This window comes from Sphingobacterium sp. BIGb0116 (assembly GCF_024808035.1).
Classification (GTDB): Bacteria; Bacteroidota; Bacteroidia; order Sphingobacteriales; family Sphingobacteriaceae; genus Sphingobacterium; species Sphingobacterium paramultivorum.
The window spans coordinates 813,096-833,774 of record NZ_JANUDT010000001.1 but is presented as its reverse complement, the minus strand read 5'-3'; the positions used below and the strand labels follow the sequence as shown (position 1 = coordinate 833,774).

The 20,679-nt window shown below is 41.9% G+C and carries 15 protein-coding genes; 11 read left to right on the top strand and 4 right to left on the bottom strand.

Features of this window, described 5'->3' with window-relative positions; translation table 11 throughout:
* Positions 1–4: 4 nt before the first annotated feature.
* From M2419_RS03605 to M2419_RS03580, 6 genes are all read left to right on the top strand, one after another.
* Positions 5–1,906 carry a sialate O-acetylesterase gene (locus M2419_RS03605; RefSeq protein WP_200845568.1) on the top strand — a complete coding sequence of 634 codons (1,902 nt, stop codon included), beginning with the start codon at positions 5–7 and terminating at the stop codon, positions 1,904–1,906.
* A gap of 117 nt (positions 1,907–2,023) precedes the next feature.
* Positions 2,024–4,087 carry a hypothetical protein gene (locus tag M2419_RS03600; RefSeq protein WP_200845567.1) on the top strand — a complete coding sequence of 688 codons (2,064 nt, stop codon included), beginning with the start codon at positions 2,024–2,026 and terminating at the stop codon, positions 4,085–4,087.
* 170 nt (positions 4,088–4,257) lie between these two features.
* Positions 4,258–5,670 (top strand): MFS transporter, encoded by a 1,413-nt coding sequence (locus M2419_RS03595; RefSeq protein WP_153846232.1) that lies wholly within the window; start codon positions 4,258–4,260, stop codon positions 5,668–5,670.
* A 19-nt stretch (positions 5,671–5,689) separates the two neighbouring features.
* Entirely contained in the window at positions 5,690–6,856 is a 1,167-nt protein-coding gene (locus tag M2419_RS03590; protein WP_159727878.1) for an endo-1,4-beta-xylanase, read from the top strand.
* Positions 6,843–7,814, top strand: coding sequence for a glycoside hydrolase family 43 protein (locus M2419_RS03585; RefSeq protein WP_159727876.1), 972 nt, complete (start codon positions 6,843–6,845; stop codon positions 7,812–7,814). The genes M2419_RS03590 and M2419_RS03585 overlap by 14 nt, the downstream gene beginning before the upstream one ends.
* A gap of 23 nt (positions 7,815–7,837) precedes the next feature.
* Positions 7,838–9,889: an alpha-glucuronidase gene (locus M2419_RS03580; protein WP_259254241.1), complete on the top strand. Its 2,052-nt coding sequence runs from the start codon at positions 7,838–7,840 to the stop codon at positions 9,887–9,889.
* Between the two features lie 44 nt (positions 9,890–9,933).
* Here the strand turns inward: M2419_RS03580 and M2419_RS03575 are convergent, their stop codons facing one another.
* Positions 9,934–10,797, bottom strand: coding sequence for an AraC family transcriptional regulator (locus tag M2419_RS03575; protein ID WP_159727874.1), 864 nt, complete (start codon positions 10,795–10,797; stop codon positions 9,934–9,936).
* Positions 10,798–11,310: 513 nt separating this feature from the next.
* Here M2419_RS03575 and M2419_RS03570 point away from each other — a divergent pair.
* Together M2419_RS03570 and M2419_RS03565 are read left to right on the top strand one after the other, a co-directional pair.
* Positions 11,311–12,327, top strand: a complete 1,017-nt coding sequence (locus M2419_RS03570; protein ID WP_153846229.1) for a zinc-binding alcohol dehydrogenase family protein — start codon at positions 11,311–11,313, stop codon at positions 12,325–12,327.
* A 167-nt stretch (positions 12,328–12,494) separates the two neighbouring features.
* Positions 12,495–14,918 carry a mechanosensitive ion channel family protein gene (locus M2419_RS03565; protein WP_259254240.1) on the top strand — a complete coding sequence of 808 codons (2,424 nt, stop codon included), beginning with the start codon at positions 12,495–12,497 and terminating at the stop codon, positions 14,916–14,918.
* Positions 14,919–15,052: 134 nt separating this feature from the next.
* On the opposite strand, the gene M2419_RS03560 is transcribed toward M2419_RS03565, so the two are convergent.
* From M2419_RS03560 to M2419_RS03550, 3 genes are read right to left on the bottom strand one after another with little or no spacing between them, the layout of a single operon-like run.
* Positions 15,053–16,066: a metallophosphoesterase gene (locus tag M2419_RS03560; RefSeq protein ID WP_159727870.1), complete on the bottom strand. Its 1,014-nt coding sequence runs from the start codon at positions 16,064–16,066 to the stop codon at positions 15,053–15,055.
* Entirely contained in the window at positions 16,063–17,346 is a 1,284-nt protein-coding gene (locus M2419_RS03555) for an MFS transporter (RefSeq protein WP_227550191.1), read from the bottom strand. The genes M2419_RS03560 and M2419_RS03555 overlap by 4 nt, the downstream gene beginning before the upstream one ends.
* Complete coding sequence (locus M2419_RS03550) at positions 17,346–18,440, bottom strand: zinc-binding dehydrogenase (protein ID WP_153846226.1); 1,095 nt, start codon at positions 18,438–18,440, stop codon at positions 17,346–17,348. The genes M2419_RS03555 and M2419_RS03550 overlap by 1 nt, the downstream gene beginning before the upstream one ends.
* Before the next feature lie 349 nt (positions 18,441–18,789).
* Between M2419_RS03550 and M2419_RS03545 the strand changes: the two genes are divergently transcribed.
* The 3 genes from M2419_RS03545 to M2419_RS03535 all read left to right on the top strand — a co-directional run bounded on the left by M2419_RS03545 (position 18,790) and on the right by M2419_RS03535 (position 20,653).
* On the top strand, positions 18,790–18,963 hold the full coding sequence (locus M2419_RS03545) for a PKD domain-containing protein (RefSeq protein WP_259254238.1): 174 nt from the start codon (positions 18,790–18,792) through the stop codon (positions 18,961–18,963).
* Between the two features lie 41 nt (positions 18,964–19,004).
* Positions 19,005–19,394 carry a hypothetical protein gene (locus tag M2419_RS03540; protein WP_227550190.1) on the top strand — a complete coding sequence of 130 codons (390 nt, stop codon included), beginning with the start codon at positions 19,005–19,007 and terminating at the stop codon, positions 19,392–19,394.
* A 365-nt stretch (positions 19,395–19,759) separates the two neighbouring features.
* Entirely contained in the window at positions 19,760–20,653 is an 894-nt protein-coding gene (locus M2419_RS03535; RefSeq protein ID WP_153846224.1) for a sensor histidine kinase KdpD, read from the top strand.
* Positions 20,654–20,679 lie beyond the last annotated feature (26 nt).

Genomic DNA, 20,679 nt, shown 5'->3' with positions numbered 1-20,679 from the left:
GAATATGTTTTTTAGAATAGAAAATTTCTTTTGTTTTTCATCTTTTAGTCGTCTAACGCTGGTTACTGTTTGGCTTCTCGGACTACTACCATGTGCTGCCAGTGTACGGTTGCCAGCAATCCTGGGGGACCAGATGGTTCTACAGCGGGATATCGATCTCAATATTTGGGGATGGGCAGCGAAAGGCGAAAAGATTACTCTTCGTTTTAGAGGTGCATACTATTATACAGAAGCAGGGAGGGATGGTAAGTGGTCTGTGCATATCCCGCCACAGCATTACGGTGGTCCTTATCTCATGGAGATCAATGACATTGTTATTCGGGATGTGTTAATTGGCGATGTCTGGCTCTGTTCGGGCCAGTCCAACATGGAGACACCGATTAAGCGGCTTGTCGAACGTTTTCCTGAAATAAATGAATCGAATAATCATATGATCCGTTATTTCAAGGTGCCGACACAAAATAGTATAGTGGATAGACAGGAAGATATACCTTCTGGTGAACGATGGCATTCGGGAATCGCCTCTGATGTTATGAATTGGACGGCATTGGCCTATTTTTATGCTATGGAGTCCTATCGGCATAATGGTATTCCTGTCGGAATGATCGTATCTAGTCTCGGCGGATCAGGAATAGAGCGCTGGATTGATCAGAAATATCTGAAAAAGTTTCCCGAATTGTTGCTAGATCAACATGCTGTCGATAGCCTTCGGTTGGCCGAAAGAGATCTGGGAGCGGATTATTGGACGGAAGAAGAATATAACGATTCGGATTGGCCAACGGTGCTGGTGCCTGAATACTGGGAAAAAGCGCAGCGAACTACTAAAGGGGTACGTTATTACCGTAAGAATTTCACTGTTCCGGAAGCTAAAGAAGGGCGGCATGCCAAGTTGTATTTGGGGACTTCGATCGATAGCGATTCGGTGTATGTCAATGGTCATTTTGTAGGTTCTACTGCCTACCGTTACCCGCCGCGGATTTACGATATTCCTGCAGGGATACTTCATGCAGGAAGAAATAATTTAACCGTGCGCCTGCGATCGGATGGAGGGGATGGCGGATTTACACCCGATAAATCCTATAAGATTAGATTGGACGATGTATGTATTGATCTTGCAGGCGAATGGCGTTGGCAAATTGCGATCGACCAGGAAGAAGTTGAAAAGTATAAAAGCCGCCTGCGGCATTTGGGGCAGGTTGGTTCAGGCCTGTATAACGGAATGATCTATCCATTGCGCGGCTATGGAATAAAAGGTGTTCTCTGGTATCAAGGGGAAGCAAATGCGGGTGATCCATCCTATTATCAAAGCTATCTTACTAGTTTGATCAGTAATTGGCGCGCGCAATTTGGTCAGCCTCAGCTTCCTTTTTTGATGGTGCAGCTGCCCAACTTTATGGCCAAAGATACGTTACCAACGGAGTCTAACTGGGCAAGGATCAGGGAGGCTCAATTTGAGGTTAGCAAAGAGGTTCCTTTAACAGCGCTTGCCGTGACTTATGATCTTGGTGAGTGGAACGATATACATCCGCTAAATAAGAAGGATATGGCAAAGCGATTATTTCTATGCGCGCGTAAGATGTTGTATGGCGAACAAGTAGTCGCTTCCGGCCCACGGTTTAAACATATGCGGACCGATGGAAATCAAGTTGTCGTTTCATTCAACGAAATTGGAAAGGGACTGGCTATCGGTCATGGTAAAAAATTGCAACATTTTGCGATTGCAGGTTCAGACCGAAAATTTGTATGGGCGAATGCAATTATACGTGGGAATGAGGTTGTATTGAGTCATCCAAAGATCAGCAATCCACAGGCAGTCCGCTATGCATGGAGCAATAATCCCGAAGATGCAAATCTAGTCAACAAGGAAGGAATGCTAGCTGGGCCATTTCGTACCGATAATTGGTAGCATGAGTAGTTCGAAGCAAAAAAATCAATTGAATAGTGTAAAATATAATTCAGCAATTTAAGTAATTAATATAATCAATTTATGAAGGGACTAAATATTGTTTTAAAAAAACGGACAATGATATTGTTATTATCCGTTACGGGAATTTTATCAACAACACGGGCGTTGGGGCAGCAGCAAAATATGGTGAAGGATCTCAGTAAGGGGTTTGTGCACCAGTCTATAGGTAATCCATACCTACCACTTTGGGAGCATCTCCCTGATGGTGAACCCCGTGTTTTTGAAGATCCTGACCAGCCAGGGAAATATCGCGCATATATCATTGGTTCCCATGATTTACGTTTTACGAGTTATTGTGGGCCTGACATTCGGATGTGGTCAGCGCCGATTGAAAACTTAACGAGCTGGCGAGACGAGGGTGCTATTTTTAGCTATCCGATTGATGGAAAATGGGATGTGATGTATGCCCCAGATCTTGTAGAGGTCAAACGTAAAGATGGAAAAAAAGAATACTACTTGTTTCCACACAGCAGAGGAGATAAACGTGAAGCAATGGTAGTCAAAGGCGATCGACCGAATGGCCCCTTTAAACCTATAAACCTCACGGAAGACGGTAAGCGTACTTTGCCCGGAAGTATCTTAGGGTTTGATCCGGCCGTTTACATTGAATATGTGACGGATCCCAAAGATCCTGATTATGAAATTGGATTCCGGGCATACGGTTTTTGGGGTTTTCAACGCTCGATGGCGGCACAGTTAGATCAGAAAACGATGTATTCGCTACGACCAGGTACCGAAATTATTAATTATCTATTGCCAGCAAGTGCACGATATGGTGAATTGCGTGATCCAAAAGGTACCGCCTATCCTAATATTTTTAAGGGCGAGGATTTAGGAACTTTTAATTTTTTTGAAGCTTCATCAATTCGTAAAGTCGGCAACAAATATGTTTCGGTATACAGTGGGTATTCAGGTCCTGAATATGGGGTAGGGAGCTCAAATTCAACCTTGCGGTACGCGGTGGCAGATTCGCCATTGGGGCCTTGGAAGAGTGGTGGTGTTTTGGTCGATTCGCGTGCTCCAGTATTAAATAAAGACGGATCGGCTATCGAAACCAGCAATGCGGGGCATAATACCCATGGCAGTATCGAATTGATCAATGGACAATGGTACGTATTTTACCATAGACCGCCACGCGGATTTGGCTTTGCACGTCAAGCGGTAGTAGAACCTATCAGAGTTTCGTGGGATGAAAAAAGCGTAAAAGATGGTGGGATGGTTGCTATCCGAGCTTTTGACCCATTTCAAGAAAATTTAACCATCAAAGATAAGCAGGGAAAAGAATATAAAGGTGCAGAGGTGACATCGGAAGGATTCCATTTCTATGGATTAGACCCCTATCGGTATTACTCGGCTGGATATGCCTGTTATCTTTCAGATATCAGTTTACAACAGGATTCATGGGACGTATGGGATAACCATATGCCTGTGACAAATATGAAAAATGGAACTATCGCAGGTTTTAAATATTTTGGATTTGGTGGCCTGAAACAGGATAAATTTGGATTAAAGGCGTTTGAGGGAACAAAAAAAGGAAATCGTACGACCTTCAATCTGTTTATTACACCAAAAACACAAGCTTCATTTAAGGTCAATGTGTGGCTGGATAGCCCTTGGGATAATGAAACCTGGAAAGGAAAGCGTATTGCTCAAATAACAGTTCCCGCAAATACGGCGACAACAGTAAAGCAATTTACGGTCGATGTTTCTAATTATGTCGATCACTTGGATGGCAAACATGCTTTGTTTCTGGTCGCTGAGGGTGAAGAGGGCAAGCCGCTTTTTGATTTTATAGGATTGGGATTTAGTTCGAAAGACAAAAAAATTGAACGTCCGGTACCGCCTTCGGTTACGATTACAGTGAATGGCAAAAAACTAATGTTGCCTTCGATTCCTGTGCGATCTACCGATGAGAACGGCATCGTTGGTTACAACCATTATGAAGTTACTTTTCCAATGGAAACCAACGACAAGAAGATACCTGTGGTGAAGGCTATGGCAAATAACCCTGAAGTTGAGATCAAAATTAAACAAGGAAGCTCGTTTACCGATTACGCACAGATTGATTGTGTTTACAAAGGGCAAACCAAAAGCTATCTTGTAAAGTATGTAAAGAATTGAATCGTTAGCCGGTAAGCGGTTTTACAAACATGTAGAAAAAGGCTGTCCAATGAAAATGGACAGCCTTTTTTAAACATTTTTATTGGAATATAAAACATTTGTATTGGTTCCCGGTAGAAAGCTACTTGTAGTTTTACCCTTGTAATTCAACTAATCGAATAACCAATTATATGGATCAAAGTATAACAGAGGTAAAGCCTATTAAAGGTTTTTACAAACTTTCAATGAAACAACGGGTCGGGTTTGGCGCTGGTGATCTTGCACAGAATCTTATTTACCAGACTGTTTCGATGTACCTCCTGATTTTTTATACCAATGTTTATGGAATTTCTGCTGCTTCGGCAGGAGTCATGTTTCTCATTGTCCGAATCGTGGATGTGTTGTGGGATCCCATTGTAGGCGCATTTGTCGATAAGAGAAATCCACGGATGGGAAAATACAGATCTTATTTGGTGTTGGGAGGAATTCCATTGACGGGGTTTGCAATTCTGTGTTTTTGGAATGGCTTTTCGGGTTCTTTGGCCTACGCGTATATTACCTATGTTGGCCTATCAATGCTTTATACTTTAGTAAATGTTCCCTATGGTGCTTTAAATGCTTCTTTGACGAGAGATACGGACGAGGTGACAAAACTAACATCGACGCGCATGTTTATGGCGAACGTGGGCGGGCTGGCTGTTGGGTATGGCGTACCGCTGGTCGTACAGTATCTCGCTCCGGATGGAAAGATAAACTCAAAAGCTTCGGCCGAAGCCTGGTTTACAACGATGCTGATCTATGCTTTAGTCGGATTGGCCCTTCTGATTTTTTGTTTCTCACAAACAAAAGAACGGGTTATTATGGATGAAAAGGATACTGATAATGTACACGTATCTGATCTATGGCGAGAATTTAAGCACAATCGGCCTTTGCGTATTTTGGCCTTTTTTTTCATTACAGCATTTGCGATGATGGCCATCGGTAATTCGGCAGGATCCTACTACATGATCTATAATGTACATGCTCCGGATATGCTGCCTTATTTTATGGCTCTGGGCTCCCTGCCTGCTTTTATTTTTATGCCATTGGTGCCGGCTATCAAACGTACAATAGGAAAGAAGCAAATGTTCTATGTTTTTCTGACTGTCGCTATCCTTGGAATGCTCATGTTGTACATAATTTCATCCGCCGAGACACTCAAGAGTAGTATTGGACTGGTATTGGCTGCTCAGTTTATCAAATCAACTGGTGTAATCGTTGCTACGGGGTATATGTGGGCACTTGTACCTGAAGTCATATCCTATGGCGAATATAAAACCGGTAAGCGTATTTCGGGCATTGTCAATGCACTGACAGGTATTTTTTATAAGGCTGGAATGGCATTGGGAGGAGTCGTCCCTGGATTGGTACTGACTTATGTTGAATTTGATAAAGATAATGCCGTAAGCCAATCTGCATTGGCTGAAAAGGGAATTCTATGGTTGGTGGCTGTTATTCCTGCAGTACTTTTGGTGCTCGCGATGTATGTTATCTCCAAATACGAACTGGATGATATAACGATCGACAAAATCAACCAAGATATAGAATCAAGACATACTTATTAATCAAAAATAAACCATGAAGATGTTAAAAACTATTTTTGTGGCGGTAGCAGCCTTACTATTTGGTCCTGCTGCTTCAGCCACTTTGCAGAACCTGAAGGGGGCTCCTGATTCATTGACCTTGAAAGATGCATTTGAGGATAAATTTTTTATAGGAACAGCATTAAACCTTGATCAGATATGGGAGCGCGATCAGGCAGCGGTCGCGGTGGTCAAAACGCAGTTCAACTCCATAGTTGCCGAGAATTGTATGAAAAGTATGTTTTTGCAACCAAGGGAAGGTGAGTTCGATTTTAAGGATGCGGACCGCTTTGTCGCATTTGGAGAAAAAAATAAAATGCAAATTATCGGTCATACGCTGATTTGGCATTCGCAGACACCAGCTTGGTTTTTTGTCGATAAAAATGGGAAAGAGGTCACCCGAGAGGTACTTATCGAACGCATGCGGAAGCATATACAAACCGTTGTTTCCCGTTATAAAGGAAGGGTATTTGGTTGGGATGTGGTGAATGAGGCCATATTGGATAATGGAGAATGGCGTAAAAGCAAATTCTACCAGATCATCGGGCCGCAATTTATTGAATTGGCCTTCAAATTTGCGCATGAGGCAGATCCAAATGCAGAATTATATTATAACGATTATTCAACTGCTATCCCCGAAAAAAGAAAGGGTATTATGCGCATGGTGCAACAGGTAAAGGCTGCCGGTGGGCAGGTCACTGGAATTGGTATGCAGGAACATAATGCATTGGACAATCCATCGGTCGATGAAGTCGAAAAAACCATACTCGGATTTGCGGGGCTTGGTGCGAAGGTAATGGTGACGGAAATGGATATTTCGGTCCTACCGCATGTACGTCCCAATATGGGAGCGGAAATAGGGGAGCGTCATGCCTACAGTAAAGCGATGAATCCGTACGAAAAAGGACTTCCTGCAGCGAAAATGAATGAGTTGGGAGCGAGATATGTAGCGTTTTTTAATTTATATCTCAAACATCGGGATAAAATATCACGTGTGACATTGTGGGGTGTTGGCGATGGAGACTCATGGAAGAATGGCTGGCCTATTCCGGGACGTACAGACTATCCGTTGTTATTTGACCGGAATTATCAGCCCAAACCTTTTGTAAAGGATATTATTGCGTTGACTCAAAAAAAAAAAAGAAATAAGAAAAATGAACAAAAGTAAGTATTTATATCCGGGAGATTACATGGCTGATCCTTCAGCACATGTTTTTGAAAACAAAATTTATATTTATCCCTCTCACGATAGGGAAAGCGGCATCCCCGAAAATGATAACGGCGACCATTTTGATATGCAGGATTACCATGTATTTTCCCTAGAAGATATCAATGCGGCGGTTGTTGATCATGGAAAGGTATTGGATGTAAAAAACATTCCCTGGGCCGGTCGTCAGCTTTGGGATTCCGATGTAGCCGAGAAAGATGGGAAGTACTATATGTATTTCTCCATGAAAGACAAAAACGATATTTTTAGACTGGGTGTCGCTATGGCAGACCAACCCTATGGACCATTTGTGCCGCAGGATAATCCAATTAAGGGAAGCTACAGTATTGATCCATGTGCTTATAAAGATACAGATGGTTCCTATTATTTATATTTTGGTGGTATATGGGGTGGACAGCTCCAATTTTATCGGAATAATAAGATTGTTTCGCCCAATGAATTGCCAAAATCTGATGAAACTGCATTGTCGCCTAAGGTTGTCAAGATGTCTGCTGATATGCTGGAGTTTTCGGAACAGCCGCGGGATCTAGTTATTTTAGATAAAGAGGGCAAACCATTAAAGCATGGGGATACGGAAAAGCGATTTTTTGAAGCTTCCTGGATGCATAAATATCAAGGTAAGTATTATTTTTCCTATTCTACAGGCGACAGCCATTTGATTTGTTATGCCATCGGAGACAATCCTTATGGACCATTTACTTATCAAGGGGTGATCTTATCGCCTGTTGTTGGTTGGACCACACACCACAGCATCGTGGAATTCAAGGGCAAGTGGTACCTATTTTATCACGACTCGGTTCCATCTGGAGGAAAGACCTGGCTCAGAAGCATGAAAGTTATTGAGTTGACGTATGATGAGAATGGTCATATTAAGCCAATAGATGGATTGTCTTCTTAAAAGATGTATTTGTTTTTTTACGGATGAGGTATACTATGTATTTCCATTTCTTATTGTTGGCGTTGCTTTTTATTTTCCCCGCTACTTTACGGTCGGAGGATGGCAGCCAATTGTGGCTGCGGTTTTCAAAACAGGTAAAACCTGTAGGCACCATCCAGGTTATCAAAGGAAAATCAACCGATGTAACCTTGGCATTGGCAAAACAGGAACTGGAATGTTACTGGAAGGGAGGGGATGTCATCTTAAAATTAGATCCTAGCCGAAAGGATTTAAAAGATGGCTATCAGATAAGCCAACACGAAAATCAGGTTTATATGATTGCAGGCCAATCTGTGGGTATATTATATGCTGTTTATCATTTATTACGTCTTCAGGAAACGGGAGCAGGGATACCCCGCTCGGGATTGGTTGAAATACCTGCCTATGATATCAGGGTTTTAAACCACTGGGATAATCTCGACGGGACAATAGAACGCGGCTATGCCGGGCATTCATTATGGAACTGGGAGGAGTTGCCGAATAAACTTTCACCCCGATATGAACAATATGGACGAGCCAATGCTTCAATAGGAATTAATGCGACGGTATTGAATAACGTGAATGCTTCGTCGGATCTCTTGAAGACGGATTATCTGAAAAAGGTTAAAGCATTGGCGGATGTCTTTCGTAAATATGGCATTAAAGTATATGTCTCAATCAATTTTTCCTCACCTCAAAACATAGGCGGTTTAACCAATTCAGATCCCTTAAATCAGGAAGTTAAGCGCTGGTGGAAATCCAAAGTCAAAGAAATTTATGCATTAATTCCGGATTTCGGTGGATTTTTGGTTAAAGCAAATTCTGAAGGACAACCAGGACCGCAAGATTACGGAAGAACCCATGCGGATGGGGCAAATATGCTTGCCGATGCGCTAAGTCCTTATGGTGGTATAGTTTTTTGGCGGGCTTTTGTCTATCATCCGACTAAAGATGACCGTGCCAAACAGGCTTATCAAGAGTTTGTTCCCCTTGATGGCGAGTTCCGGGACAATGTTATTCTTCAAGTAAAAAATGGGCCTATAGATTTTCAGCCCCGAGAGCCATTCAATCCTTTGTTGGGTGCGATGCCAAATACAGCAAAGATGCTCGAATTTCAATTGACACAGGAATATCTAGGCTTTTCTAATCATTTGGTCTATTTGGCTCCTTTGTTTAAGGAAGTATTGGATAGTGATACCTATGCCAATGGGAAAGGGCAAACGGTGTCAAAATTGACCGACAGTAGGGGGCATTTGGGACGTAAAACTGCAATCGCTGCTGTCGCCAATATTGGTTTGGATACCAATTGGACGGGGCATCATTTTGCCCAAGCCAACTGGTATGCCTTTGGTCGTTTGGCTTGGAACAATAACCTGTCGTCGGTTCAGATAGCGGATGAGTGGATAAGAATGACTTTTACGGGAGTCCAGGAGTTTGTAGAACCTATAAAGAAGCTGATGCTTGAATCACGGGAGGCAGCAGTCGATTATATGATGCCTTTAGGCCTGCATCACCTTTTTGCTTTTGAGCATCATTACGGCCCAGAACCTTGGGGAGATATTCCGGGGGGACGTCCAGACTGGATGCCATGGTATTACCATAATGCGGATAGCGTGGGATTGGGCTTTGACCGAACGGTTAATGGAAGTCGTGCTGTAACACAATATAATCCACCATTGGACAAGATTTATGGGAATATATCCACCTGTCCGGAAAATCTTTTATTGTGGTTTTATCATGTTTCCTGGAATTATCGAATGAATAGCAGCAATACGCTTTGGACCGAATTATGTTTCCGTTATGACCACGGTGTCCAAAAAGTGAGGGAGTTTCAAAAAGTTTGGGATCGTATGGAAAAATATATTGATCGACCACGTTTTTTGGCTGTTCAAGCTAAACTGAGAATCCAAGCTAGAGATGCAGTTTGGTGGAAAGATGCTTGTCTACAGTACTTTCAGTGTTTTTCGCGTCAGCCGATTCCTTACGAGTTGGAGCGACCAATACATAATTTGGAGGAGTTAAAGAAAATTAAGCTGCCGATGGGGCATCATAATTAGCAACGAAAGCAATGTCTTCAAGATCTTATTCATAATGGGTTGCTTTATCTGCTTATTCGACGTTTATAAATCGTAGGTGTTTCGCCCGTTATTTTTTTAAAGAGTCTGTTGAAATAAGATATATTTTCAAAGCCCAATTTAAAGCACAGCTGTTGGATATTGTCTTCATCGATTAACATCATCAACTGTGCTTTTTCTATTTTTTTTTGATTGATGTAATGTACCGGTGTGGCATTCATGTGTTTTTTGAAAAGTCGGATCAGATGATCTTTGGAGATAAAAATCAGATTGGCAAGTTGTTCGATTGAAATCGTATGATTGATATTTTCGTCTATGTAATCGAGTACACGCAGAAGTCGTTTTTCTACTTGTGGTATTTTGTTGGTCGCTTCTGCTAGAAATCGGCTCATCAACAAATGAATGATCGCTTGGTTTTCGGAGGCTCTGGCGAAAGGCGAAGCCGTTTGAAGTGCCATGTTTTTCATTAATTCTGATGAATTATCGTAGCCCTTTGGATCGTAAATTTTTAACTCACGACCTGGATTCGAGGCATAGAGATGCTGGATGACAGTCTCCAATAGCTGATCAGATTTGATCTCCTTTGGAAAAGTGTAACGATCAAAAATACTTGACCTTCTTTCGGGATTTTCATAGATATGGATGTAATAGAGCGAGAGTTTAGCTGAACAGGCATAGCTATGATGGATATAGGCTGGTGTAAGATAGAGATGGCCAGGTCGAAGTTTAATGATTTCATCCTTTAAAATAATAGATGCCTCACCTTCACATACATAATGTATTCTTGCAAAGGGACTCTTAATATTTTGAAAGTTCCAATCTGCCAGATGTTCCGCATAGCCAATATTCAATAGTGTAAAATCGAGTTTATTCTTTTCGTTATTTATCATTATGCGAAGCGGAAAAATAGTTAGATACCATATTAATCTCAGATACAATAATACTCGTTTTCTCAAAAAAAAATAGCACTTTTTACCTACAGTTGTCGATAATGTGTTTTTTTTGCGCAAGCAACGCATTTCTAAGAGATCGTTGTATGTTTTTTGTGGAATTATTCCGAGAGTTTTGTTTTTTTTGAAGGCTATGGTTTCATAACAGCTTTACGAGTAGCTGAACTTATCTGATAAATATCTTTTTAGCATAAAGCAATTTATCTGATCGTTGATAACCTTCCCTTATTTGAGATTTTTGAAAGAGAGGTTTTGTGATATATAATGGGGATGGATCGATATCGTGTTAGTTTTTATCGCTAATGTAGTTCCTTTCTCCATTCTATATAATTATTTTTGACTATACGATACTAGTAAAGATTCCAAAACAGGAAATCTCATCGATTCCGATATGAGCTTTGATCCAATTCATAATCAACGCAATTGTTATTTAAATCTTGATGCCATTTATAAATGAAAGCAATAAAAATAGTGAAAGAAGGACGTGTGGAAATCATGGATATTCCGCAGCCGACTGTTAAAGATGGGCATGTCCTCGTAAAGGTAGATTATGTTGGGTTCTGCGGTTCAGATCTGAATACCTTTCGGGGGTTGAATCCATTGGTCAATTTGCCGGTCATACCAGGGCATGAAATTGGGGCAACGGTCGTGGAATTGGGGAGTAATGTAACAACTGATCTTAAGGTTGGTACAAACGTTACAGTAAACCCGTATTCCAACTGTGGTGTTTGTACCGCATGTAAAAATAATAGGCCCAACGCTTGCCGTTACAACGAGACCATGGGGGTGCAGCGCGATGGCGCCATGACCGAATATCTTGTCTTACCTGTTGAAAAGATCATCGCTGGGGGACAACTTTCATCCAAAGAATTGGCTCTAGTGGAACCTATGAGTGTGGGCTTCCACGCCGTTGACCGAGCATCGGTAACAGACAGCGATATTGTATTGGTATTTGGATGTGGTATGATTGGGGTGGGGGCGATCATTCGGGCGGTATTACGGGGGGCTACAATCATTGCTGTGGATGTGAGTACTGAAAAGCTCGAACTAGCGAAAAAATTAGGTGCAAAGTATACGATTAATAGCGCTACGGAAGATCTGCATGCGAGGTTGGATGTGTTGACTCAGTCCATGGGAGCTGATGTTGTTATCGAAGCCGTTGGCCGAAAGGAAACATACCTGGCGGCCATTGCTGCCGCTGCATATACAGGCAGAGTGCTGTATATCGGGTATGCAAAGGAAGCGATTCCTTTTGATACACAATTTTTTGTCAAAAAAGAGCTTGATATCAGAGGGTCGCGCAATGCTACGGCAAGGGATTTTGCTGCTGTAATGAATTACTTGAAAATGAAAACCTGCCCGATCGAAGAACTGATAACGGGTGTTTTTCGGGTGGAAGATGCGCAATTGGCCTTGGAATCATGGTTAAATGAACCCGGACGTGTTTTTAGGCTACTGATAGCGTTTTGACCGAAACGGCTATGGCTTTGTGAAAGATCGAATTGAGGGGGAGATAACTATAAAATATCTTGCTGTTAAATGAAGGATAATGAAACAATATTAAAGCAATATATGTACATTTAGGTGTTCATAGTACAATTTAAATACCTAAAGGAAAAAAATAAACTTCAATGGCAATGAGTAGGAAATTTTTAGCGTGTTTCTTCATCATACTGTTTTCAAAGGTGCTATTTGGTAATCCGCAAGATTCTCTTCAACAGGGATTTGTCGCCAAGACGGAACGATTTTTTAAAGAATCGGCTAAAAGGAGTGTCCGGGATTTGGAAATGGACCGTGCAGCCATCCGCCAAAATCGGGTATTGGAGGATATTAAGTTATTGGCGAGCCAATCGCGTTCCTTTCTGCACAAAGGTTTCGATTCGTTGAACGTGGACCAAGGGCTGACGGAGTTGATCGTCTTACACGATATTGCAAAAGATGGTGTCTTTGAAAACAAGGGTTCTGCCCAATCATCGCGCAACCTTACAGTGACCTTCAACATCTTGAACGCACTTTCCATAGAGGTAAGGAGTTTAAAACGCGATATGGACCGTTATCAGGATAGGATCACAAATTATCAATTGGATCTCGACTCGTTGAGCAATGACCCCGCACTTTTTGTCATCTCCAAGGATTCTGCTAATCTTGCCCGGTATATGGGGAGGATTCGGGTGATCGCAAGGGAGATTTCACCCATTACGCTGAAATTGGCAGAGCGGATCAACAGTGTCCACGAACTGCAGAATAAAATTAATATCGAGCTGGCACGGCTGGAATCGGATATGGAGGAGGTGCTCTATTACCAGAACCGGCTCTCTAACCGAACGATAGCTCGCAACTTTGTCAATATTTGGTTCCCAAGTAAGTTTGAACGACCGATGAATGAAATCCTCTTCTTCTCATTCGTGAAAGCAAAATGGCTCTATTTTTATTATTTGAGAGCGCATCTGGGAAAACTGCTTTTCTTTTTTTTGGCAACCCTGGTCGTAGTTTCCTATGTCTATGTATTGCGCAGGAGGATCAACGATAAAAATATGGTTCAGTCAAGTCTGTTGTTGCGCCGACCGCTTCTGAGCGGGTTAATCATCGGATTGTGCGTCATGCAATTTATATTTCCCGCGCCACCTTTTGTGTTTACGATCACCATATTGACTGTTGCCTCGGTCTTTTTATCCCTCGTTTTTAGACCGGCAATAACAGGGTATTGGATGGCGATATGGCTTTCCATTCTGACCCTATTTATTTTAGCCGGATTAGATAACCTCGTGCTTCAGCCTTCGCGATCGGAGCGCTGGCTGATTCTTGTCATTGCTATCCTTACTTGCCTGGTTGGTCTGCTGGCACTCTTGAATAAGAAACGTCGCGATGAGATCAAAGAACGCTGGATACTTTTTCCGATCGCATTTATGGTTTTCCTGGAATTTGCATCCATTATAATGAATCTTTTCGGGCGTTTTAACCTCAGTAAAGTGCTCTTGATAGCGGGATTGACAAATGCTGTGGTCTTTATTTTGTTTTTGTGGGTGATTCGTTTGGTAAATGAGGGATTGCAATTGGCTTCTTCTGTCTACGAGAAACAGGAAAGAAGACTATTTTTTATCAATTATAATCGGGTGGGTAAAAGAGCTCCGGCTTTTTTCTATGCGGTATTGATTGTGGGATGGTTTGTGCTCTTTGGCCGAAATTTCTACGAATTCAGGTTCCTTGCAGATCCCTTGAGAGACTTTTTGGAAACCGAACACCGTTTGGGTAACTATCAGTTTTCCGTCAATAACCTCGCGGTGTTTCTATTAATTATGGTCTGTGCAACGGTGCTTTCGAAGATCGTTTCCTATTTTGCTGCGGACTCCCAATGGGAGAAAAAGGAAGGGGCAGCTCAGCATAAATTTAGACTGGGAAGTTGGATTTTGCTCGTTCGGATCACGATTATCGTGATTGGATTTTTTCTGGCCTTTTCTGCGCTGGGGATTCCGGTTCAGCAGATCGGAATTATCGTAGGGGCGTTGGGTGTAGGAATAGGTTTCGGCTTGCAGACGCTTGTCAACAATCTTGTGAGTGGTTTGATCATTGCCTTTGAAAAGCCTGTGAATGTTGATGATCTAATTGAGATCGGTGGGCGATCGGGAAAAGTGAAATCTATCGGATTTCGCAGCAGTGTAATTGCGACAGCAGAGGGGGCCGATCTGATTATGCCGAATGGGGATCTGCTCAATGCACATGTGATGAACTGGAGCCAGGGTGGTGCAAAAAAACGTCTCAGTATTCGACTTGAGGTAAAATATGGGGTAGACCTTGAATGGGTAACTCAGCTGCTCAAAAAAATAATGGACGAGGACGAGCAGATTCTTTCTTCAGGTGGCACTGCTGTGCAATTTGTGCAGGTGAGCTCGCAGGCAGTGGTGGTCGAACTCTATTTTTGGGTCAGAATATCCAAAGATAGTGGCGGTGTCAAGAGCGGATTATTAACCAAAATTTATGCAGCTTTTGCTGATGAAGGTATCGATATGGCTTTGCCGATTCAACAGATAGTCCTCGATCAGACCGATAGCGAACAAAAGTAGAACCCAATCATTAGGGTTGCTCTGCTTGAAGATGTCGAAAGAAAGAAGTACAAAGAAGCCGCCTTTCCGTTATGGAAAGCGGCTTCTTTTTTTAGATCAGGGGATTTTTACCAGGCTATTCACTGATTGTTGCATCAGTACATCAGTTTACGGGAGTCGACTTTGGAAGTAATGGGATAGACGTCTTTGTAAACATCAATTCCGGTTTGGTCGAGTGGAATGCCTGCTATAACGGTTTCCGTTCCCTGAATCGTAATATCTTTCTTACCAATCGATACCGTTGCCCAAATGGGATCCTGATAAACCAATGTGCGTTTTAAGATGCCATGATCTTTATAGAACGCTGCATCAAAAGCTTTGCTCTCAAAGGTTTCGCCTGCCCAATAGTACGAAGAGCTATTGATCTGTACGTAGTGGATGCCGTTTATCTCATTGTGATAATTGAGGTGATGGTGTCCTGTCAAAACGAGAATGACTTTGTTGAAACCCGCTTCCTTGTTGATCTGTTCAAGTAAATAGCGTACCTGCATGCCATTATCTAAGCCGCCCATGGTATTATCGAGCCCTTGATGGCAAAAAATAATCGTTCTGAGTTTTGTCTGTTGGAGATCCTGTTTTAACCAATTAAGCTGTTCTTTTCCAATGGTACGTGGATAGCCTTCAATCTTATTTTCGGGATCTTTTTCATTGCCGTCCAGCACCACAAAGTGGAAACCTTTATCGTCAAAAGAATAATAGGGGGATGTTGCATCCCAGAAAGCCAAAGCCTGCTGTTTGGTAAATCCGCCGTCGGTATCGTGGTTGCCCAGTACGTAGTGTTTTTTACCCTTAAACTGTGCCCATATAGCCATCAGTTTTTTGTTGGCGGATTTTGGGACACAGAAATCGCCTAAGGAAATAATGAAGTCGGGTTGTTCATGGTTCATTGCATCGATAAAAAGTTGAGCACGACGTTCACCATCATGCATAAGGTCATAATGCAGGTCGGCAATAATACCGAATTTTAGGTTTTGCTGTCTCGCTCCCAAGTTCTCAGATGCTGCAGAGTCTAGGTCTGTACGTGTTTTTGCAAAGCTGAATGCGGCGGGAACTAAAAGTCCCGAAATACCCAGGCTGCCAATTTTTAGGAATTTTTTTCGGTTTATCATGGTTTTTTAATTGATATTGATTTTGGGCTTTGGACAAAACTAATGATTGTTGCACATATCGCACATATTAGCGCAACGAAAAGAAATATATTGGCAGTATTGCCCGTGTAATCGATCAGCTTACCAAACAAAGGTTCACCGACAGCAGCAAATACATACGCAAACATATTCATTACACCAATGCCTGTCCCGACGAGCCTGGCTCCCAATAGGTCTGGACTCAAGGTCCAGAAATTGGCTTGTGGACCGTATACAAAGAAACCTGAGGTAAACATGAGCATACCCATCAGAAGGTGGTTGTGAATAGGTAACCAATAAATGAGAAGAGCAATAATGCAGCTGATCATCATACCTGCGGCAATAGATTTACCTCTATCTTTGTTAAAGACGAGGTCTGAAATGTACCCAAAAGATAGGGCTCCGAGAGCCATTCCAATTGGGATGAGCAGTGTAAGCCACATGTTGCCTGAGGATTCTTTATAGTTGTTCCCTAAAAAGTGGATCGGCACCCAAAAGATTAAACCGTAGCGTGCCATACTTTGAAATCCAATGGCCAGCGAAGCGATCATAAAGTTGCGATGCCGAAATACGTGTAGATAGGACTGCTTCCAGTTGTCTTGTTTTTCCGATGCTGAAACCTTTTCCTGTGCGTCTTCCTGCTTCGCTATTCCTTCTTTTTCTTCAGCAGAAGTATATCCTTTTCGTTTGGGATCGCTATATGCTACAAATAGAAAGACCACTAATGACCCGGCAAGAAATAAGATGGGATAGCGAAATAGTGTACGCCAGCTTTGTTCCTGTTGGACGAGTAACAAGGCCATCAAAAAGGTCAAAACAGAAGAGCTTCCGGCAGCCATGGTATAAAAGCCAAAGGCCTTGCCACGTTCGGAACTGTTCCACCAGTTGGAAATAAGCTTACCTCCAGAGCCCCAGGCCATGGACTGGAAATAGCCGTTTAATGTCCAAAGGACCAAAATAGCAATATAGGAGCTGGCAAAACTGATGGCGAGATTACAGAGAATAGATAGCCCCCCGCCAGCGACAATCATAATCTTGGGACTCCATCGATCTGCGAGATTTCCATTGATGAGCTGGCCTATCGCATAGCCCATTAACATTGCAAAACTGATCCAGCCTACTTGCTGAAAACTGATGTCTAGCTCTTTGGCAATACCCCTTGCTGCCCATCCAAAATTGTGTCGCCCTGTGTAAAAGAATAAGTAGCAAAACATGGTTACAAACAACATTTTCCACTGGTCTTTTCTAAATTTTCTTTCCATTAAAGCTGCTCCGTTGAGGGGTTGATGAATAAACCTGCTCGTATTGGTTTGTGCGTTAATGCATAGCTTATCGCTTCATTGACTTCGGCCAGTGGAAAGTCGCGTTCGATCAATGATTCGAAGGGATACTTTTGCCAGTTTTCGATGATAAAATCTACAGCCGCGGAGAAATCGGTATAGTTGTAATTGTGCAGCCCCTTAATCGTGAGCATCTTTCGAATCACTTTTTCGGCGTCTATCCCAGTAGCGCGCTGCTTAAACACAGCACCTACGAAAACAGCATTTCCATGGAGCGCCAAAGTTTCGATGCCGAGTTCCATAGCCTCTGGCGAGCCGCTCATGTCGATAAATCGATCTATTACTGTAGCTTGTAATGCTGTGCTGGATGTGGTTTCACGCAGATCTATTGTAGCAGTCGCACCAAATTTCTTGGCAAGTTCTAAACGTGCAGGATTAATGTCAGAAGCTATGATACTTTTGGCACCCATTTCCTTGCACATGGCAATGCTAACCAGACCCAATAATCCAATGCCTGCGACATGAATGTTTTTTTTCGTAATGGTTCCTGCCAGGCGAAGGGCTCCGGCCGAAGTGGCAACAGCACAGTTGATGGTGGCGGCTACTGCGGGGGAGATATCTTTTGGAAGTACTCGTATGCAGGTATGCGGCCGTAAGATGATATGTGTGGCCAATCCACCATGAAGGTCATCCGCTTCGGTTATCTGACGGTGACCATACTTGTAGATCTTATCGTTTTTCTGCGGAATATCCGGCTGATAGTTGACACTATTCGGATCGCTGGAAAAAACAGTCCAGGTAATCAGGTCGCCAATATGTAGCTGATTGCCTCGTGTATCAAGTCCGCTATGATCAGGAGAAATCGCGGCGATAACGCCTACAATCTCATGACCTAAAATTGTAGGACGTGGTTCGTTGCGCAGCCCACAATAGGTATGAAGATCACTGCCACAGAGTGTGGTATAACGTATGTTGACCAAAATTTCACCATCCTGCAAAGGTGGAATAGGTTTAATCACTTTGGAGAGCGCTGTATTGGCGCGATCAAATACGTAATATGTTGCTAGGTTTTTCATTTTATATAAAAATACATAAGTTTTGTAATACTAAACAAAGTTTATTTATACTGTATTTTTAAATGATTAAGTTTTTGTGAATTATGTATCATTTTTTTTCAAGACAAAAAATGGACAAAGTGAAAACGTTGTGACGGATATCTTGTTATCTTGTCAAAAAAAGTGTAATCAGATTATTCTATGGAACTTGTAAAAAAGAGCCTCCTGTTTTTGGGGCTGATAGCAGTCTCTTCCTGCGGTGATAAAGTTGAGAAGAGCGTGGTGGATTGTTTCGGTCAATCTATTCTAATTGATGTCGAGCACAAGGCTTCAGACTCAAATGCATCAAAGATTGATTTTAACATTACGTATGCAGGCAAGGAGACAGTGGACAATGCGGTTCGATGGCACGGTGCAAGATTTTACAGGACGAGATGCGAGTCATACCTACACAAAAGCGGGGACGTATACAGCCATTGCTAAGGTAGGATTGAACAATGGATATTGCTCTTTCGATATTAAAGAAACTGTAACGATAAAATAGCGTTTTTAAGTTAGATTTAACCCTATAATTATACCCTTATCATGAAAAAGAAATATTTTTTTACGATGACCTTGCTGAGTATGTTTTTTTCGGTAATGGCCCAGGAGAACAAAAAGGTAAATACGGGCTGCGGTATGGCATCTACCTATGCCGAGATGGCCTTTATGAGCTTTAAAAAAGCCTATCAGGCTGGATCACTGGATGAGGCCAAAGTTTTGCTTAAGGACGCCGTAGGCAAAGCGAAAGAAGCTTCTGCCTACAGTATAATTCCAAATTGCAATTGTGCGAATGCCAAAAATTATTCACTTAATGCGGTAATCTTTGGAAATAAGGCGTTAAAAGCAGCTGATTTGGACAATCTGAAAAAGTGGGCCAAGAAAGCGATGGATATGTCACTGGATGTGATGGCAGCCATACCCAATTGCAAATAATTTTGAGCATATTCAGTAGACTTTAGGCAGGCTTTGGAAATTTAGGAAGTCTTTGCTGAAAGTGCAGCATCGCCGAAATGGATTTAAAAATAGATAGGTTTATTTGGCGAATAAACAAAAATAAGATACTTAAAACTATTTTACTGAGCTATTGTTCATTAAACCAAAGGTATATAAGGTATACGTCTATTAGAGGATATTTTTTTGTAAAGGCTAGGTCAATATTGATCTAGCCTTTTTTTGAATGAGTTAAGAAAGAATCGAGGTAAGTGTAATTTTTTTTAAGGTAAATTTTTTAATTAGCATGTGATTGTTTAGCTTTGGTATTCCATTAGTCATTATTGTTAATTTATTACCTAAAAATTGTGCAAAGCCAAACTATTATTACCTTACTTATTGTTGGAATAGTCATCAGTAAAACGCTGATAGGCGTACTGATCTACTTTTTAATCCGAAAAAATCGGTTGTTAAAGGTCGAGCAGCTCAAATTGACGACCGCAAACAGTATCCTCAGTGAACAGGCAATTCGTATTCACCATTATAATGAGGAATTAAAAATTGCCGAGAGTTTCAAGACTAAAGTCCTATCGATTGCCTCACATGATCTCAGAGCACCATTTGCATCGGTCGAAATTTTGTTGGCGATTGATGATATTTCTTTAGTCGATAAGGAGGATCTTAAACTTATCTTTTTAAATCTAAAAGGACAGGTGGCCAGATCGCGTACGATGTTGGAAGAGGTTTTACTCTGGACAGAATCACAACTTCGAGATAAGCTTGAAAATACTGAGAACTGCAATATTTGTGCTCAAATTGACGCGGTATTAGGGATCTATACGCTAGAAATCCAACGTTTCAATATACAGATAATAAATTCAGTGAGCCAGGATTTTTGGGTGGATACCCATAAGGGAATCTTTGCTTTTGTACTTAGAAATGTGATCAGCAATGCCATTAAATATGGACGAGTCGGCGGTACCATTACACTGCAATTGATCGATGATCGGAGCGATCGATGGGAACTTATCGTCAGCAATGATGGCGAAGAACTTACTTCGGAAGTCCTCCATAATCTAAATTTTGTCAATAGCTGGGACCGTAAAAAATCTGAGAGCAAAAATGGTGCAGGATTGGGTATCTCCCTCTGTAAGGATTTGATCAAACGGATTGATGGAAAAATGCAGTTCGAGAATCAGCATGGTACAGGCGTTTCTGTTCGGATCTCGTTTCCGCGGAAGGCTTATCAGGCTGTCTCTTGATAACAATCAATTTACTGTAAAAGCCC

Coding starts and splice junctions, on each gene's coding strand:
- M2419_RS03590 (WP_159727878.1), top strand. CDS start 5,690: ATGTTAAAAACTATTTTTGTGGCGGTAGCAGCCTTACTATTTGGTCCT.
- M2419_RS03585 (WP_159727876.1), top strand. CDS start 6,843: ATGAACAAAAGTAAGTATTTATATCCGGGAGATTACATGGCTGATCCT.
- M2419_RS03605 (WP_200845568.1), top strand. CDS start 5: ATGTTTTTTAGAATAGAAAATTTCTTTTGTTTTTCATCTTTTAGTCGT.
- M2419_RS03560 (WP_159727870.1), bottom strand. CDS start 16,066: ATGATAAACCGAAAAAAATTCCTAAAAATTGGCAGCCTGGGTATTTCG.
- M2419_RS03550 (WP_153846226.1), bottom strand. CDS start 18,440: ATGAAAAACCTAGCAACATATTACGTATTTGATCGCGCCAATACAGCG.
- M2419_RS03600 (WP_200845567.1), top strand. CDS start 2,024: ATGATATTGTTATTATCCGTTACGGGAATTTTATCAACAACACGGGCG.
- M2419_RS03595 (WP_153846232.1), top strand. CDS start 4,258: ATGGATCAAAGTATAACAGAGGTAAAGCCTATTAAAGGTTTTTACAAA.
- M2419_RS03540 (WP_227550190.1), top strand. CDS start 19,005: ATGAAAAAGAAATATTTTTTTACGATGACCTTGCTGAGTATGTTTTTT.
- M2419_RS03565 (WP_259254240.1), top strand. CDS start 12,495: ATGAGTAGGAAATTTTTAGCGTGTTTCTTCATCATACTGTTTTCAAAG.
- M2419_RS03570 (WP_153846229.1), top strand. CDS start 11,311: ATGAAAGCAATAAAAATAGTGAAAGAAGGACGTGTGGAAATCATGGAT.
- M2419_RS03555 (WP_227550191.1), bottom strand. CDS start 17,346: ATGGAAAGAAAATTTAGAAAAGACCAGTGGAAAATGTTGTTTGTAACC.
- M2419_RS03575 (WP_159727874.1), bottom strand. CDS start 10,797: ATGATAAATAACGAAAAGAATAAACTCGATTTTACACTATTGAATATT.
- M2419_RS03545 (WP_259254238.1), top strand. CDS start 18,790: ATGCAGGCAAGGAGACAGTGGACAATGCGGTTCGATGGCACGGTGCAA.
- M2419_RS03580 (WP_259254241.1), top strand. CDS start 7,838: ATGAGGTATACTATGTATTTCCATTTCTTATTGTTGGCGTTGCTTTTT.